Below are 16,364 nucleotides of genomic sequence, written 5' to 3'. Positions count from 1 at the left end.
AAATATAACTTTTTTTGATTTAGCTAGCAATATATACTATATCACTTTTATACTTACATAGTACCGTTTATATAAAACAGTTCCAATTTCCCAAATTATCTGTGTATCAATATTATAACTAGGTGTCATAAATATGATTCAACACTCATTAGGATTTCCAGTAGAAACAGTATTAGTATTTGTTGGGTTATCCCTAACTGCAATTATTATCGACTTATATGCTCACCATAATGATAAACCTATCAGTTTAAAAAATGCAATTGGATGGTCAATTTTTTGGATAGCTGTTGCATTATGTTTTGCTTTATTTCTATATATTCATCATGGTAGTACAACAGCAAGTTTATTTATAACTGGTTATATACTTGAAAAAGCATTATCTGTCGATAATCTGTTTGTTATTATGGCCATTTTTTCATGGTTTACCGTCCCCAATAATTACCGTCATCGCTTGCTTTACTGGGGAGTTATTGGTGCCATTATTTTCCGAGCAATATTTGTAATAATTGGAACAAGCTTATTATCTTTAGGTCCATGGATGGAATTAGTTTTCTCAGTTATGGTTGCTTTTACGGGAATAATGATGCTAAAAAATCATAATAGAGATGAAGAAATTAAAGATTACTCCCATCATATCGCCTTTCGCATAGCAAAACATATTTTTCCTTCTTATCCTAAAATTGTAGGGCACACTTTTTTATTAACTCAAAAACAACTCGATACCGAACTAGCAAAACCAGAAAACAACGATTTAGTTGGCAAAATTTCTAAAAGTGCCGTCTATGCAACACCGCTATTTCTATGTATTGTTGTTATTGAACTCAGTGATGTTATGTTTGCTTTTGACTCAGTCCCAGCGGTGATTGCGGTTAGTCAAGAACCATTAATTGTTTATAGTGCCATGATTTTTGCTATTTTAGGACTGAGAACGATGTATTTTGTCTTAGAAGCTATGCGACAATATTTAGTTCATCTTGGTAAAGCAGTCATCTGTTTACTATTTTTTATTGCTGGTAAATTAGCTTTAAACGCCAGTAATCACCTGTTTGGTTACGGACCTGATATAAGCCCAACCTTTAGCCTTTATATCGTTTTAGGAATTTTAGTCCTAGGTATTATTGCCAGCTTTATCTGGCCAGAAAAAAATAATGAGTAACTGAACTGGAATTGGCAGGAGACCCTGCCAATATTTAATTTATATTATTGTCTTTTTAATGAACGAATAGAATAACTTACACCCAATATCATAAACCAAATAGGTGTTGCAATTAAAGCTTGACAAGTATCTTTCTCTAATGTAAGCAACACAATCATAAATGCAAAAAAGACCAAACAGACAAAGCACATCAAAATACCGCCAGGCATTTTAAAGCTAGATTGTTCATGCAAATCTGCTTTCTTACGACGATAAGCAATATAGGAAATTAAAATCATTGACCAAATAAACATAAATAAAATAGCTGAGATAGTCGTAACTATGGTAAATGCCTCCATCACATTAGGCACAAGATAAATCAATACCACTCCACCAAATAAGCAAAGACAAGAAAACCACAAACCATTAGCTGGAACCGAGCGACTTGACAACTTTCCGAAAGGCTCTGGCGCATCTTGTTTTTTTGCAAGTCCAAATAACATACGACTCGTTGAGTAAATACCACTATTAGCCGAAGAAGCTGCTGAAGTCAGTACGACAAAATTAATAACGCTTGCCGCAGCCGGTAATCCTATTAAGCTAAATAATTCAACAAACGGACTTTTATTTGGTGAAATAAATATCCAAGGTGTAACACTCATAATTATGATTAGAGAAAACACATAGAAAAAGATAATTCGAGCAGGCACAGAATTAATTGCTCGTGGCAAATTTTTATCTGGATCGACGGTTTCTGCGGCGGTAGTACCAACCAGCTCAATCCCTACAAAAGCAAAAATTGCAATTTGAAAACCGGCAAAAAAGCCTATAGTACCATTAGGAAAGAAGCCACCATATTCCCATAGATTTGAAAATGCTGCTGTTGTATCAGTTTGAGTGGAATGAAATGAGATTAAAATTAGCATAACTCCAATGGCAATTAATCCTACAATCGCAACAATTTTAATCATTGAAAACCAAAATTCTGTCTCACCAAACATTTTTACGGTCAATAAATTTAAGGTTAATAATAAAATAACCGTCAAAAACATCGGTATCCACGACTGTAACTCAGGAAACCAGTGTTGTGAATACCCCGCAATGGCAACAACGTCTGCAATTCCGGTAATAACCCAGCAAAACCAATAAGTCCAGCCGGTAAAAAAACCAGCCCAAGGACCTAAAAGGTCATTGGCAAAATCGCTAAAGGATTTATACTTCAAATTAGAAAGAAGTATTTCACCCATTGCACGCATAACAAAAAACAGGATAAAACCAATAACCATATATACCAAAACGATCGAAGGTCCAGCGAGACTTATCGTTTTACCTGACCCCATAAATAAGCCTGTACCGATTGCACCACTAATGGCAATTAATTGGATATGTCGGTTAGAAAGGTTTCGCTTTAGATCATGGTTAGAGGATTTAATGCTCATTGCTATTATTACCTTTTATTTTCACAATTTTCCGATTCAAAGAGTATGAGACTATAAAGTCTATAGAATCAAATCGCAAGCTGAATTGTTATGAAAACTTTTTATGGATTCACAATAATTATCTATAGTTTCTTATAATAGAATTGTGTAGCATAACCAACTATCCTTTATAACTTATTATAATAAATGATTAATATGAAACAAAATAACCATTGCTTTTATTTATCAGTCTTATTTATTTTGATTATCTTATCAGTATCAACTGGCTGTCAAAGCAATTTAAATAAAAATACTAAACAAGATCAACAATACAGCGATGGTAAGTTGCTCTTACCTTTTAATGTATCACCTACCCATTTGAGTTATCCTGTTAACATATCCGATTATGTTATTCAGATTGCAAAGATTGAATCTTCATCCCCGGAGTTGTATCGTCAAAATGAACATATTTATACCGCTATTAATAACTGGATTACTAACTTATTAGATTTCGATGAACTTCTTAAAGTCGGATTAAATAGTTATGGGTTGGCTGGACAAGATGGCTATGGTAATGTACATTTCACTGGTTATTATACACCTGTCATCAAAGCAAGACATACCCCAACATTAGAATTCAAATATCCTATTTATAAAATGCCAGCAATAACTAAAGGGCAATTGCCTAGCCGCGAACAAATTTATAATGGCGCATTAGCCGATAAAGGGTTGGAGATAGCTTACAGTAACTCTCTAATGGACAACTTTATTATGGAAGTTCAGGGAAGTGCTTATATTGATTTTGAAGATGGCAATCCTTTAGTATTTTTCAGTTATGCGGGTAAAAATGGTTATAGCTACTCAAGTATTGGGCAATTGTTAGTAAAACAAGGTGAAATAAAAAAAGAAGAATTGTCAATGCAAGCAATAAAAGATTGGTCTGAAAATAAAAGCGAAGAAAATCTTAAAAAATTACTGATTCAAAATCGTTCTTTTGTATTTTTTGAACCAAAATATAATGCAGAAGTAAAAGGTGCAGCATCCATCCCCTTAATTGCAAATGCATCGGTTGCTTCTGATAAGACATTAATTCCCATTGGCTCAGTGATATTAGCCGATGTTCCTCTTCTTGATCAAGATGGTCAGCATCGAGGTAAAAGAGAGACGCGATTAATGGTAGCACTAGATGTAGGGGGAGCTATAAAAGGTCAACACTTTGATCTTTATCTCGGGATTGGTGAAAAACCAGGCGCACTAGCTGGTTTTTACAATCACTATGGACGAGTATGGTTGATAAAACCTTAATTTACGAACATCGACGACATTAAAAGAACCTGTTAGAATAAACTAATATAAGTTGCATTAAGGATAACTCATGAGATTATGCGATCGAGATATCGAAACGTATTTACAAAATGGTAAATTAAAAATAACCCCTCAGCCCGCACAAAACTGCATCAATGGTGCAACTATTGATGTAAGATTAGGCAATAAATTTCGTACATTTAGGGAACATACTACACCTTATATTGATTTAAGCGGTCCTAAAGAACAAGTATCTGCGGTTTTAGAAAAAGTGATGAGTGATGAAATTGTATTATCTGAAGGTGATGCATTTTACCTTCATCCTGGTGAGTTAGCATTAGCCGTGACTTTGGAATCAGTTACAATTCCTAATGATTTAGTTGGCTGGTTAGATGGGCGCTCATCCCTTGCCAGACTTGGGCTTATGGTACACGTTACAGCCCATCGTATCGATCCTGGCTGGCAAGGACAAATTGTGCTAGAGTTTTTTAATTCCGGAAAAATACCATTAGCTCTTAGACCAGGAATGACAATAGGAGCACTTAGCTTTGAAACACTAACGGGTCCAGCAGCTAGACCGTATAATAGTAGACAAGATGCAAAATATAAAGATCAACATGGCGCAGTTGCTAGCCGTATTGATAAAGACTAAATCACCCAGTAGTTTTTATTCTGAAGGAATATTAACATGATCAAAAAAATATTAGTTACTCTTTTAATTTTAATCCTACTTTCTGCCATTGGTATTGTATCTCTTATTGTTTTTGTTGATCCTAATAATTATAGAGGATTTATTTCTAATACCGTTAAAGATAAAACAGGTTATGAATTAACTATTGATGGTAATTTACGATGGCACATTTGGCCACAAGTTAGCATATTAACTGATTCAGTTAAATTATCAGATATTGATGCCAAAAAACCAATTTTAACAGCAGATAATATGCGCCTTGATGTAGAACTGTTTCCTTTATTTTCAAAAAAATTAACGGTCAAAAATGTTTTTATAAAATCCGCTATTATCAATATTACCGATGAAAGTAAAGGACAAGTTTACAAACATAAAGCTCAACAACAAACAACTACAGATGAAAATCAAACTTCCCAAACTAAGCAGCAAAAAGACTCATCAAAATGGGCATTCACTTTAAATAAACTTGAAGTGTCTGATAGCACTGTTGTTTTACAAAATAAAGACGATTTCATTAATTTTAGAAATATTAATCTTGCTATCACTCAAAAAACAGATAAAAAAATTGCCATTGATGTTAAAGGCAATATCGACCGTAACCAGCAAGATTTTTCCTATGTGGCTAATGCTGATGTCGATTTAGCTTTATTTCCAGAAAAAGCCATAATTGATTTAAAGAAATTTAATTACATTTATAAAGGGATTGACCTTTCAGCCAAAGAATTGAAAGGCAATTTGAAAGGAGTAATTGATTATTATCACAATTCAAAACAATTAATGAGTAAAGATTTATCTTTTTCTGCTAATGAAAATTATTTTTCAGGCTCTTTTAATGCAAATTTTGATAAAAAACCTTATATAGATTTAACGATAGCGAGTAATGAATTAAATTTCACACCTTTTATACAGAAAGACAAAGATAAAAAAACAAATCAAAACATTACAATACAACAAACTCCGCCCGTTGTATCTAATGTTATAAATGTCGATAATGAACTAAACTTCCTTAATAATTTTAATGCTAAAGCAAAATTAGACATTAAAAAATTAAATGTTAATAATATGATATTCAATAATATCAATGTTGCTTTAGTCAATAATGATGGAGTAGCAACAATTCAAAATATCAGTGCTGACTTCGCCAAAGGGCACATAGCTGCTACCGGTATGGCAAATGGTAAACAAAAATATACTCAAATCAAGTTAATTCCAAAAATTAGTAATATTGATCTCAATACATTCTTCAACCAGATGGAAACACCAAATGATTTAGAAGGATTATTTAATGCGAACGGAGATATAGAGCTAAGTACATTATCCGCAAATAAATTATTAGAAAGCTTAAAAGGTAACTTATCAATCAATATATCCAACGCAAAATTAAACAAAATTAATATCAATAATATTATTGAAAATGCTGCAACTAAATATATCAAAGATGTTTCATCAACTGAAAATCTGAAAAATTATACAGAATTTTCTAAAATCAGTACGACTGCCTATTTCAATAAAGGGGATCTAGAATTAACAACATTGAATGCGCTTTCACCAACCCTTGAAGTGGTTGAAGGCTCAGGCAGAGTTGGTATGATTCAAAAAGATCTCGATATTAACATGAATGTTAAAATTCTTGGTGGATGGAACGGAAAAAGCGAAACTATTGCAAAGCTACAAAAGCTAGTAATACCAATGCATATTTATGGGGAATTTTCAAAACTTCATTATCAGCTTGATTTAGGTCAAGTGATTAAAGATATTTTTAATGATAAGTTACAAGAAAGTTTAGATAAATTTCGCAATAAACTAGAGAATCGAAATTCAAAAGATGACTCGAAATCGAATTCAAAGCAAAAAGCCGTCGATATGTTAGAAAATCTATTGAGTAAATAATAAGATAAATTAATTAATCAATATAATAAAAAAGGTGAGTTAAACTCACCTTTTTTATTGTTAGTACCGTTTTACTCTATTTACTATAGAATAAACTTACTAAGATCCTCATCCGCCACAAGTTTATCTAAATGGTCACTTACATATTTAGCATCAATAGTAACTGTTTTACCACTAAGTTCACTTGCATCAAATGAGACTTCTTCCATTAGACGTTCAAGAACAGTATGCAATCTACGAGCACCAATATTTTCATTTTGCTCATTTACTTGCCAGGCTGACTCAGCAATTTTACGAATACCATCAGGAGTGAAGTCAATATTAACACCTTCAGTTGCCATTAACGCTTTATATTGAACAGTTAATGATGCATTAGGTTCAGTTAAAATTCTTTCGAAATCTTCGCTTGTTAATGCTTGTAATTCAACTCGAATTGGTAAACGTCCTTGAAGCTCGGGAATTAAGTCTGATGGATTTGCTGTTTGGAATGCACCAGAAGCGATAAATAAAATATGATCGGTTTTTACCGAACCATGCTTAGTTGAAACAGTACAACCTTCAACAAGTGGTAATAAATCACGCTGAACACCTTCACGCGAAACATCTGGCCCAGAAGAATTACCTCTTTTACACACTTTATCGATTTCATCGATAAACACAATACCATTTTGTTCAACAGCTTCAATTGCTTCATGCTTAAGATCATCAGGATTAACCAATTTTGCTGCTTCTTCTTCAATGAGCTGTTTGAAAGCATCTTTTATCTTCATTTTACGAGCTTTTGTTTTTTGACCGCCTAAATTTTGAAACATTGATTGGAGTTGGCTGGTCATCTCTTCCATACCCGGTGGCGCCATAATTTCAACACCAATATTAACACCAGCTACTTCAATTTCAATTTCTTTATCGTCAAGTGCGCCTTCTCGTAATTTTTTTCTAAATGCTTGCCGAGCTGTTGAATCATTATTATTTTCAACTTGTCCCCAACCATCTTTAGCCGGTGGTACAAGTACATCTAAAATACGCTCTTCAGCTAGTTCTTGAGCTCTGTTACGATTTCTTTCAATAGTTTCTTGTCGAATCATCTTAACAGCAGAGTCTGTTAGATCTCGAATAATTGAGTCTACTTCTTTTCCTACATAACCAACTTCGGTAAATTTTGTCGCTTCTACTTTAATGAACGGAGCTCTAGCAAGTTTAGCTAATCTTCTTGCAATCTCTGTTTTACCAACACCCGTTGGTCCTATCATAAGAATATTTTTCGGTGTGACTTCATGACGTAATGCTTCATCAAGTTGCATACGACGCCAGCGATTACGTAAAGCAATTGCAACAGAACGTTTTGCTTTATCTTGTCCTATAATATGTTGGTTTAATTCGCTTACAATTTCGCGAGGAGTCATTTCAGACATAATAGTATTTCTCTTAAATCAGTTTAATTAGTAATTGAGCTCTTCAATAGTTTGGAAGTTATTGGTGTAAACACAAATGTCACCAGCTATTGATAGAGATTTTTGTACGATATCATGTGCAGATAATGATGTATTATCTAATAAAGCCCTTGCAGCTGATTGAGCGTAAGGTCCACCCGAACCAATGGCAATAAGATCATCTTCTGGTTGTATAACATCACCAGTACCTGTAATAATCAGTGAGGCACTTTCATCAGCAACAGCAAGTAATGCTTCTAATTTGCGTAACATTCTGTCTGTACGCCAATCTTTGGCTAGTTCGACAGCGGCCTTAGTTAAATGGCCTTGGTGCATTTCAAGTTTACGTTCAAATAACTCAAAAAGTGTAAAAGCATCGGCAGTACCACCAGCAAAACCCGCAATTACTTTATTATTATATAAACGACGAACTTTACGTGCATTACCTTTCATTATAATGCGTTCACCAAGTGTAACTTGACCATCACCACCAATAACCACTTGCCCTTCACGGCGAACACTGACTATTGTTGTCATATTCTGCTCCTTCTCTTACTTTAAATAACTAAATTTGGAATGAATAGAAAATATATGAGGACGAATAATTGATTTTCAACATCTCTATTAAAAGATGTTGAAAATTTATTTCCATTAAGAATGCCTTAAATCAAAACATTTTTGATACAAATAATTTCAATATCATTTTGGTTGGAATTCAACAATCATTTTTTTTACTTTATCATATAACCCAATTGCTGGTTTTGGTATTGTTGCAAGTTTAGTAGCAGCAACCGCTTCACGACATAAAGCATCATCACCTCCACTAGCGGCAACATTAAGTAAAAGCCCATCCGGCGCTATTTGAATTTGTAAAACACAACTTTTGCCACTATAAACGTTAGCTGGGTTTATAAATTTATTACTTATAGCATTTGTCACTAATGCTTTGTATTTAGCTAGTTCATCATCGGATGAACCTCTACGGCTTGCCGCTGCTCCACTTAGATTACTTGGAGAATTTGGAGAGCCAGAAGTCAGCCCGCCTAATAGATCATTAAGCGCTTTATCCTTTTTAGCCTGTTCTGCCTTCTGTCTTGCTTTTTCCGCGGCTGCCCTTTCTACTGCCGCTTTCTCTGCCGCCGCTTTCTCTGCCGCCGCTTTTTCCGCGGCTGCTCTTTCCGCGGCTACTCTTTCTGCTGCCGCTTTCTCTGCCGCCGCTTTTTCCGCGGCTGCTCTTTCCGCGGCTACTCTTTCTGCTGCCGCTTTTTCCGCGGCTATCCTTTCTGCTTCTTGTTGTTTTAATTGCTCAGCAATTTTAATCCGTTCTTTCGTTAAGTCTTTTAAATATTGTTGTTCAGCAAGTTGTTTTTCTTGTAATTCTTTAGCTTGATCTGCTACCTGCTGTTCTCTTTTTTTATCAGCTTGTTGCTGGCTCTCTTTTGTTTTTAAATGTCGCTGATGTTGATCACTCATAACAGAAGGATCGATCATAATAGCATCTATACTATTACCAGTCTCTTTACCATAATCGACACTATCTTTTTCTTGCATAGCTTGATAACCAAGAATAATAATTAATATTAAATGTAATATAATCGATATTATAATTGGGATACTTAATTTTGAATTTCTCATATAAGACATTGCTGATATTTTTTATGTATTATTATGCTTAGTTAAATTGGTTGAGTCATCAAGCCAACTGATTTAACGCCTGCGGATTGCAATAAATTTAACGCTTTTATAATTTCTTCGTAAGGAACATTCTTAGCACCACCAACTAAAAAAACAGCTTTTTCATTTATTGAAATTTGATGTTTTACCTCAGCAATAATTTGCTCCTGAGGTAAATCTGATTGACGAGTTTGATCAATAATGAGAGCATATACACCAATACCAGATACTTCAATGATTATTGGTTTATTATCAGCAGGAGATACTGTTTTTGATTCTGATGCTTCAGGTAAATCTACCTCAACACTTTGGCTTATAATTGGCGCTGTGGCCATAAAAATAAGCACCAACACTAATAATACATCAAGCAAAGGAACTATATTGATTTCAGATTTAGTTGAATATCGTGAACGTCTACTCATAATTATTTCCTAACAGCTACAGCTTGACGTTGTAAAATAGCTGAAAATTCATCAATAAAATTAAGGTAACTCTGTTCAATTCGGCTTACACGTAATGTTAAACGATTATAAGCAAGAACAGCTGGAATAGCAGCAAATAAACCAATCGCCGTTGCAATTAAAGCTTCAGCAATCCCTGGTGCAACCATTTGCAATGTTGCCTGTTTTACTGCCCCTAAAGAGATAAATGCATGCATAATTCCCCATACAGTACCAAATAAGCCAATATAAGGACTAATTGAACCTACAGTACCTAAAAAAGGAATATGTAATTCTAAATTATCGAGTTCACGATTCATTGCCAAACGCATAGAGCGAGATGCGCCATCTAATGCAGCTTCAGGCATATTAGGATTAATTTGGTAAAGACGAGAGAATTCTTTGAAACCTGAATAAAAAATATGTTCTGTACCACTAATGTCTTCTTTATGGTATTTTGCTTTATCAAACAAAATATTCAACTCTTCAGATGCCCAGAAACAATTTTCGAATTGATCAATTTGCTTTTTAGCTTTTCCTAGAATTTTACTGCGTTGGAATATAATAGCCCAAGACATTACAGAAAATGTTAGTAATAATAACATAACACCTTGTACCAAAAGTCCTGCCTGTAAAAATAGATCAATAATATTCAAATTTTCCACTTAAATAAACTCCAAAACTAATAACTTTGGAAGCGCACATGGCTTCATTTTAGTCATATTAACACAAGCAATAACTACATCAGCATTGCTGATAATTTGCTTATTCTGATTTAATATAGTCTGTTTAAAAATAATAGACGCCTTACGAATTTGCTCAACCTGAGTGCTGATAGTTAGCATGTCATCTAAACGGGCTGGAAAGTCGTAGCTAATATCCATCTTTTTAACAACAAATGCAATACCTTCTTGTAGCAACTTATGTTGATTAATATCAAGCTGTCTTAGCATCTCTGTCCTAGCGCGTTCATAAAAAGCAAGATACCGAGCATGGTAGACAACTCCGCCAGCATCTGTGTCTTCATAATAAACCCTTGCATTCCAATTGAATTGTTTCATATTCTAAAATCTGATTTCAAAAAAATTAGCAATATTATATTTGAAAATAAAATTCGCACACTATGATATAAAAATAGTTAAATGAAAACAATTATCATTTGTAAATTATTTATCACATTTCAGACTAATAATCAAAAAGGTGACAATTTGCCACCTTTATATTTATTTTTCTGTATAATACTTCGCTATTTGTTCGTTTCTTTTTCATTACTAGAATTCTCAACCCAAAGTCCAGTAACAACAGCAAGCATGCAAGTTGCAATGACTCCAACTAACCATAAGATATAATACATAATTAATCCTTAATAAAGTGAATGTTTATTATTTTCAATATGATTTTTATCTAACCGCCCAAACATTTTTATATAACACCATGATGTATAGAAAAGAATGATTGGTAAGAATATTGCCACTACACCCAACATTATATTCAGGGTTAATTGACTAGAACTTGCGTCCCAAATTGTTAAACTAGCATTTGGCATAATGCTTGATGGAATAACAAATGGAAATGTTGCAATACCATATGTAAATAATACACAAGTAATAGTTAATGAAGATGATAAAAATACTAACCCATTTTTATTCAAACTAGAACAAAAAATGGTAAACAAGGGCAACAATACTCCTAACGCAGGTACTACCCATAAAATAGGATAATTCATGTAATTTTTTAGCCAAGAAACATCTGTTGATACAGTTTTATTTAACGGGTTAGAAACACCGTTATAATCAATTATACTAGTAATTTCATAACCATGAATGCCAAAAATAACCCAAACACCAGCCAATACGAATGCAATTAACATAATTAAACTTGCCACTTGGGTTGCTTTTCTAGCTCTAAGATAAAGTTCTCCAGAAGTCTTCATTTGTAACCAAGCACCACCATGGGCAACCATAAGCATTAAGCTGACAATACCCGCTAATAATGCAAATGGATTAAGTAGACCAAAAAAAGAGCCTTCATAAAAGGCACGATAAGAATTATCAAATCTAAATGGCACACCCTCTAATAAGTTTCCAAACGCTACCCCAAACACAAGTGCGGGAACAAAGCTTCCTAAGAAAATAGCAATATCCCACATATTCCGCCATTTAGTATTTTCTAGCTTACTACGGTAATCAAATCCAATTGGTCTAAAAAATAATGCACATAGCACTAAAATCATTGCGATATAAAAACCAGAAAAGGATACAGCATAAGCCATAGGCCAAGCAGCAAAGATACCTGCCCCACCGGTAATTAACCAAACTTGGTTACCATCCCAATGAGGGGCAATTGCGTTTATCATTATACGACGTTCAGTATCGGTTTTTCCGATAAAAGGTAATAAAATACCAACGCCCATATCAAAACCATCAGTGACAACAAAAGCGATTAAAACAACACTAATCAACAGCCACCAGATGATGCGTACAATTTCGTAATCAATCATTGTATAACTCCCTATGCCTATTCTGATACCGCTTGTGTTTTTTCGTAATAATAATTGCCTGTACCCAACGAACTCGGTCCTAATCGAGCGAATTTAAACATCAAGTACATTTCAGCAACTAGAAATAGCGTATATAGACCACAAATTAAGACCATAGTAAATAATACTTCACCTGGTGTTAACGATGAATTGGCGACCCCAGTTGGTAAAATATCTTGAATTGCCCAAGGTTGACGACCATATTCCGCAACAAACCAACCACATTCACAAGCAAGCCATGGAGATGGTAACAATATAAGAAGTAAACGATGTAACCAACGCTTTTGACCAATTTTGTTTTTGTAAGTTGTCCATAAAGCTAGCCCAGTGCCTAAAATCATCAATAGTCCAAAACCAACCATTCCTCTAAATGCCCAGAACAAAGGCCATACAGCTGGAATTGAATCTTCGGTCGCCGCTTTAATATGTTCTTCAGTAGCCTCAGGAATCGTCAAATTATCACGATCGGTAAAGCGTTTAACCAAATAACCATATCCTAAATCGGCTTTATTATCTTCAAAGGCTTTAAAAACAGAGGGATCTTGATCGCCCTTTTGAATTTTTTCCAAATTACTATAGGCTAAGATACCATTACGAATTCTGGTTTCATTATCATTAATAATATCTTTTAAACCAATTACTTGCTTGTCAAGCGAACGTGTAGTCATGATTCCCATTAGATACGGAATTTCTATTGCAAATAAATTTTCCTTATTTTTTTGCGATGGAAATGCAATAACATTAAATGACGCTGGAGCAGGTTGAGTTTCCCACTCACCTTCAATTGCTGCAAGTTTAGTAGGTTGAACAGTCGACAATTCGTGTCCGGCTTCATCGCCCATGAAGGCAACAACAATTGACATAATAAAACCAAACATGGCCGCTACTGCAAAAGAACGACTTGCAAAAGGTAAATCTCGTTTCTTGAGAAGATAATATGAACTAATACTTAAAACAAACATCGCACCAGTTAAATATCCTGCTGCAACAGTATGTACGAACTTATATTGAGCAACAGAATTAGTAACTAATTCAAAGAAACTAGCCATTTCCATACGGGAATTTATCGGATTAAAGTCTGAACCAATAGGGAATTGCATCCAGCCATTAGCAACTAAAATCCAAAGCGCGGAAAAGTTTGAACCAAACGCCACACACCAAGTAACCATTAAATGTTTACCACGACTTAGTCTATCCCATCCAAAAAAGAATAAACCAACCATCGTTGATTCCAAGAAAAATGCCATTAGTCCTTCAATTGCAAGAGGTGCCCCAAAAATATCCCCCACATAGTGCGAGTAATAAGACCAGTTGGTACCGAATTGAAATTCCATGGTTAAACCGGTAGCGACACCAACGGCAAAATTAATACCGAATAATTTACCCCAGAATTTGGTCATATCCTTCCAGATTTGCTTGCCACTAACAACATATACAGTTTCCATAATTGCAAGCATAAATGCCATACCCAAAGTTAATGGTACAAAAATGAAATGATACATTGCTGTGAGTGCAAACTGAAGGCGCGACAGTTCTACTATATCTAACATAAAGCGTTCCCTTTATCCTTAAATGCCCACAAATTTTATATCATCATTTTAGCAATTGTATAACATTATTTAAAGAATAAAAATTGACGAATATCAAAAAACTATATGTCAAACTGTTTTTTTACAGCATCTCCAATATCAGCAAGATTACTAACAATCGTGATACCAGCTGATAATAATGCTTTAGTTTTTTCTTTTGCTGTCCCTTTGTTACCCGAAATAATTGCACCAGCATGTCCCATACGTTTACCTGCTGGAGCCGAGGTTCCAGCAATGTATGCTATAACGGGTTTAGTCATATGTTTTTTAATATATTCAGCGGCTTCTTCCTCAGCAGTACCACCAATTTCACCTATCATAACAATAATTTCAGTATCAGGATCTTGCTCAAGTAATTTCAAAATTGAAACAAAATCGCTTCCAGGAATGGGGTCACCGCCAATACCGACACAAACAGATTGTCCAATACCTATATCAGTTGTCTGTTTAACTGCTTCATAAGTTAACGTTCCAGAACGAGAAACAATCCCGACTTTGCCTGATAAATGAATATGTCCTGGCATAATACCAATTTTACATTCGTTTGGTACAATAATTCCAGGGCAGTTTGGTCCAATCATTGTTACGTCGTTTTGTATCAATTTTTCTTTTACAATTAACATATCTAAAGTTGGAATGCCTTCAGTTATACAAACGATTAGTTTTATCCCAGCATCAATGGCTTCCAAAATGGAATCTTTCCCAAATGCAGCAGGCACATAAATAACAGTGGCTGTAGCACCGGTGGCGGCAACAGCCTCTTTAACGGTATTGAAGACTGGCAAACCTAAATGTGTTGTTCCACCTTTACCTGGCGTGACGCCCCCAACCATTTTTGTACCATATGCAATGGCTTGTTCAGAATGGAAAGTACCTTGACTACCAGTAAATCCTTGACAGATAACTTTGGTTTCTTTATTAACTAAAATTGACATAATAAATCTTCTCCATTCCTACTATTTGGCAACAGCAACGATTTTCTGTGCAGCATCTGTTAAATTTTTTGCAGTAATAATATTTAACTTACTATCAGCTAAAATACCTCTAGCAATTTCGGCATTGTTACCTTGAAGTCGTACAACAACAGGAACCTTAAGACCTATTTCTTCGATGGCACTTATAATACCTTCAGCAATTAAGTCACAACGAACAATGCCACCAAAAATATTGACGAAAATCGCTTTGACATTTTTTTCTGATAAAATTAATTTAAATGCTTCAGCTACACGTTCTTGTGTTGTACTTCCTCCAACATCTAAAAAGTTAGCAGGTTCCCCACCATATAATTTGATGATATCCATAGTAGCCATAGCTAACCCTGCGCCATTGACCATGCATCCTATATTTCCATTTAAAGAAACATAACTAATACCTTGCTTGGCTGCAATCGATTCAAGTTCATCCTCTTGTGTTGTATCTTTTAAATAATTTAATTTAGGATGTCGAAAAAGCGCATTATCATCAAGAACGATTTTAGCATCTAAACAAACAAGCTCTTGCTCATCAGTAATAACCAAAGGATTGACTTCAGCTAATGAAACATCATTATCTAAAAATAGATTAGCAAAATTAACAAATAATTTAGAAAATTGGTTAACAAGTTTACCTTTTAACCCTAATTTAAAGGCAAGTTCACGACCTTGATAAGCAGATGGTCCAGTTAATGGATCAAGTGGCATTTTATGAATTAAGTGTGGGGATTTTTCAGCAACACTTTCAATATCAACACCACCCTCAGTCGAGGCCATTATAACAACACGTTTAGAACTTCGATCAATTACTGCTCCCAAATAAAGTTCTTTATAAATATTTGAAGCTTTTTCAATTAAAATCTGATTTACCGGCTGTCCTCTAGATGTTGTTTGATAAGTAACTAAATGTTTACCTAACCATTTTTCAGCAAAAGCTTTTATTTCATTGAAGTGTTTAGTACAAATTACGCCTCCAGCTTTGCCTCTTCCTCCGGCATGAACCTGGCATTTAGCAACCCAAGAACCAATATCCGATTGAGGTTGTAACTTTGATAAAACATCTTTTACCTCATCAACTGAATTACAAACATATCCTTCAGGTACAGGTAAATTATATTCTTTAAAAATGTATTTTGATTGATACTCGTGCAGGTTCATAACTAAATTCCATGATTTAAATTAATATAAACACTGATAATAATTCTAATCTAAGATGAAGAAATTGTGTAGTAAATAATATCTTATGTTGATAGTAATTGAGAACGATTGCTGATATTAAGTG

At 34.3% G+C, this 16,364-nt stretch carries 16 protein-coding genes; 4 read left to right on the top strand and 12 right to left on the bottom strand.

What is annotated here, in order from left to right; genetic code table 11:
- Window positions 1-133 precede the first annotated feature (133 nt).
- A complete protein-coding gene (locus J3U19_RS01150; RefSeq protein WP_267339468.1) occupies window positions 134-1,156 on the top strand; it encodes a TerC/Alx family metal homeostasis membrane protein in 1,023 nt (340 codons plus the stop codon).
- Between the two features lie 44 nt (window positions 1,157-1,200).
- Here the strand turns inward: J3U19_RS01150 and cycA are convergent, their stop codons facing one another.
- Complete coding sequence (cycA, locus tag J3U19_RS01145; RefSeq protein WP_267345223.1) at window positions 1,201-2,574, bottom strand: D-serine/D-alanine/glycine transporter; 1,374 nt, start codon at window positions 2,572-2,574, stop codon at window positions 1,201-1,203.
- Between the two features lie 195 nt (window positions 2,575-2,769).
- Between cycA and mltA the strand changes: the two genes are divergently transcribed.
- From mltA to asmA, 3 genes are all read left to right on the top strand, one after another.
- Window positions 2,770-3,858, top strand: coding sequence for a murein transglycosylase A (gene mltA / locus J3U19_RS01140; RefSeq protein WP_267339470.1), 1,089 nt, complete (start codon window positions 2,770-2,772; stop codon window positions 3,856-3,858).
- A gap of 70 nt (window positions 3,859-3,928) precedes the next feature.
- Entirely contained in the window at window positions 3,929-4,510 is a 582-nt protein-coding gene (dcd, locus tag J3U19_RS01135; RefSeq protein WP_267339471.1) for a dCTP deaminase, read from the top strand.
- Window positions 4,511-4,546: 36 nt separating this feature from the next.
- Entirely contained in the window at window positions 4,547-6,439 is a 1,893-nt protein-coding gene (asmA, locus tag J3U19_RS01130; RefSeq protein ID WP_267339472.1) for an outer membrane assembly protein AsmA, read from the top strand.
- An 83-nt stretch (window positions 6,440-6,522) separates the two neighbouring features.
- Here asmA and hslU read toward each other — a convergent pair whose 3' ends face one another.
- The 11 genes from hslU to sucC all read right to left on the bottom strand — a co-directional run bounded on the left by hslU (window position 6,523) and on the right by sucC (window position 16,240).
- The gene (gene hslU / locus J3U19_RS01125; protein WP_267339473.1) at window positions 6,523-7,851 is read right to left on the bottom strand and encodes an HslU--HslV peptidase ATPase subunit; all 1,329 of its coding nucleotides are present in this window, start codon (window positions 7,849-7,851) and stop codon (window positions 6,523-6,525) included.
- A gap of 27 nt (window positions 7,852-7,878) precedes the next feature.
- A complete protein-coding gene (hslV, locus tag J3U19_RS01120) occupies window positions 7,879-8,406 on the bottom strand; it encodes an ATP-dependent protease subunit HslV (protein ID WP_267339474.1) in 528 nt (175 codons plus the stop codon).
- 162 nt (window positions 8,407-8,568) lie between these two features.
- Window positions 8,569-9,504 (bottom strand): cell envelope integrity protein TolA, encoded by a 936-nt coding sequence (gene tolA, locus J3U19_RS01115; RefSeq protein ID WP_267345222.1) that lies wholly within the window; start codon window positions 9,502-9,504, stop codon window positions 8,569-8,571.
- A gap of 41 nt (window positions 9,505-9,545) precedes the next feature.
- Window positions 9,546-9,965 (bottom strand): colicin uptake protein TolR, encoded by a 420-nt coding sequence (gene tolR, locus J3U19_RS01110; protein ID WP_267339476.1) that lies wholly within the window; start codon window positions 9,963-9,965, stop codon window positions 9,546-9,548.
- 2 nt (window positions 9,966-9,967) lie between these two features.
- The gene (gene tolQ / locus J3U19_RS01105) at window positions 9,968-10,648 is read right to left on the bottom strand and encodes a protein TolQ (protein WP_267339477.1); all 681 of its coding nucleotides are present in this window, start codon (window positions 10,646-10,648) and stop codon (window positions 9,968-9,970) included.
- Window positions 10,649-11,044 (bottom strand): tol-pal system-associated acyl-CoA thioesterase, encoded by a 396-nt coding sequence (ybgC, locus tag J3U19_RS01100; protein ID WP_267345221.1) that lies wholly within the window; start codon window positions 11,042-11,044, stop codon window positions 10,649-10,651. It abuts the gene before it with no gap.
- A 185-nt stretch (window positions 11,045-11,229) separates the two neighbouring features.
- Entirely contained in the window at window positions 11,230-11,337 is a 108-nt protein-coding gene (locus J3U19_RS01095; protein WP_267339479.1) for a cytochrome bd oxidase small subunit, CydX/CbdX family, read from the bottom strand.
- Window positions 11,338-11,346: 9 nt separating this feature from the next.
- Window positions 11,347-12,483 (bottom strand): cytochrome d ubiquinol oxidase subunit II, encoded by a 1,137-nt coding sequence (gene cydB, locus J3U19_RS01090; RefSeq protein ID WP_267339480.1) that lies wholly within the window; start codon window positions 12,481-12,483, stop codon window positions 11,347-11,349.
- Between the two features lie 17 nt (window positions 12,484-12,500).
- Complete coding sequence (locus tag J3U19_RS01085; RefSeq protein ID WP_267345220.1) at window positions 12,501-14,072, bottom strand: cytochrome ubiquinol oxidase subunit I; 1,572 nt, start codon at window positions 14,070-14,072, stop codon at window positions 12,501-12,503.
- Window positions 14,073-14,173: 101 nt separating this feature from the next.
- The gene (gene sucD, locus J3U19_RS01080; RefSeq protein ID WP_267339482.1) at window positions 14,174-15,046 is read right to left on the bottom strand and encodes a succinate--CoA ligase subunit alpha; all 873 of its coding nucleotides are present in this window, start codon (window positions 15,044-15,046) and stop codon (window positions 14,174-14,176) included.
- Between the two features lie 21 nt (window positions 15,047-15,067).
- Window positions 15,068-16,240 carry an ADP-forming succinate--CoA ligase subunit beta gene (sucC, locus tag J3U19_RS01075; protein WP_267345219.1) on the bottom strand — a complete coding sequence of 391 codons (1,173 nt, stop codon included), beginning with the start codon at window positions 16,238-16,240 and terminating at the stop codon, window positions 15,068-15,070.
- Between the last annotated feature and the right edge of the window lie 124 nt (window positions 16,241-16,364).

This window comes from Gilliamella sp. B2828 (assembly GCF_026537125.1).
In the GTDB taxonomy this organism is placed as follows: domain Bacteria; phylum Pseudomonadota; class Gammaproteobacteria; order Enterobacterales; family Orbaceae; genus Gilliamella.
This window is presented reverse-complemented; position numbering and strand designations above follow the sequence as displayed.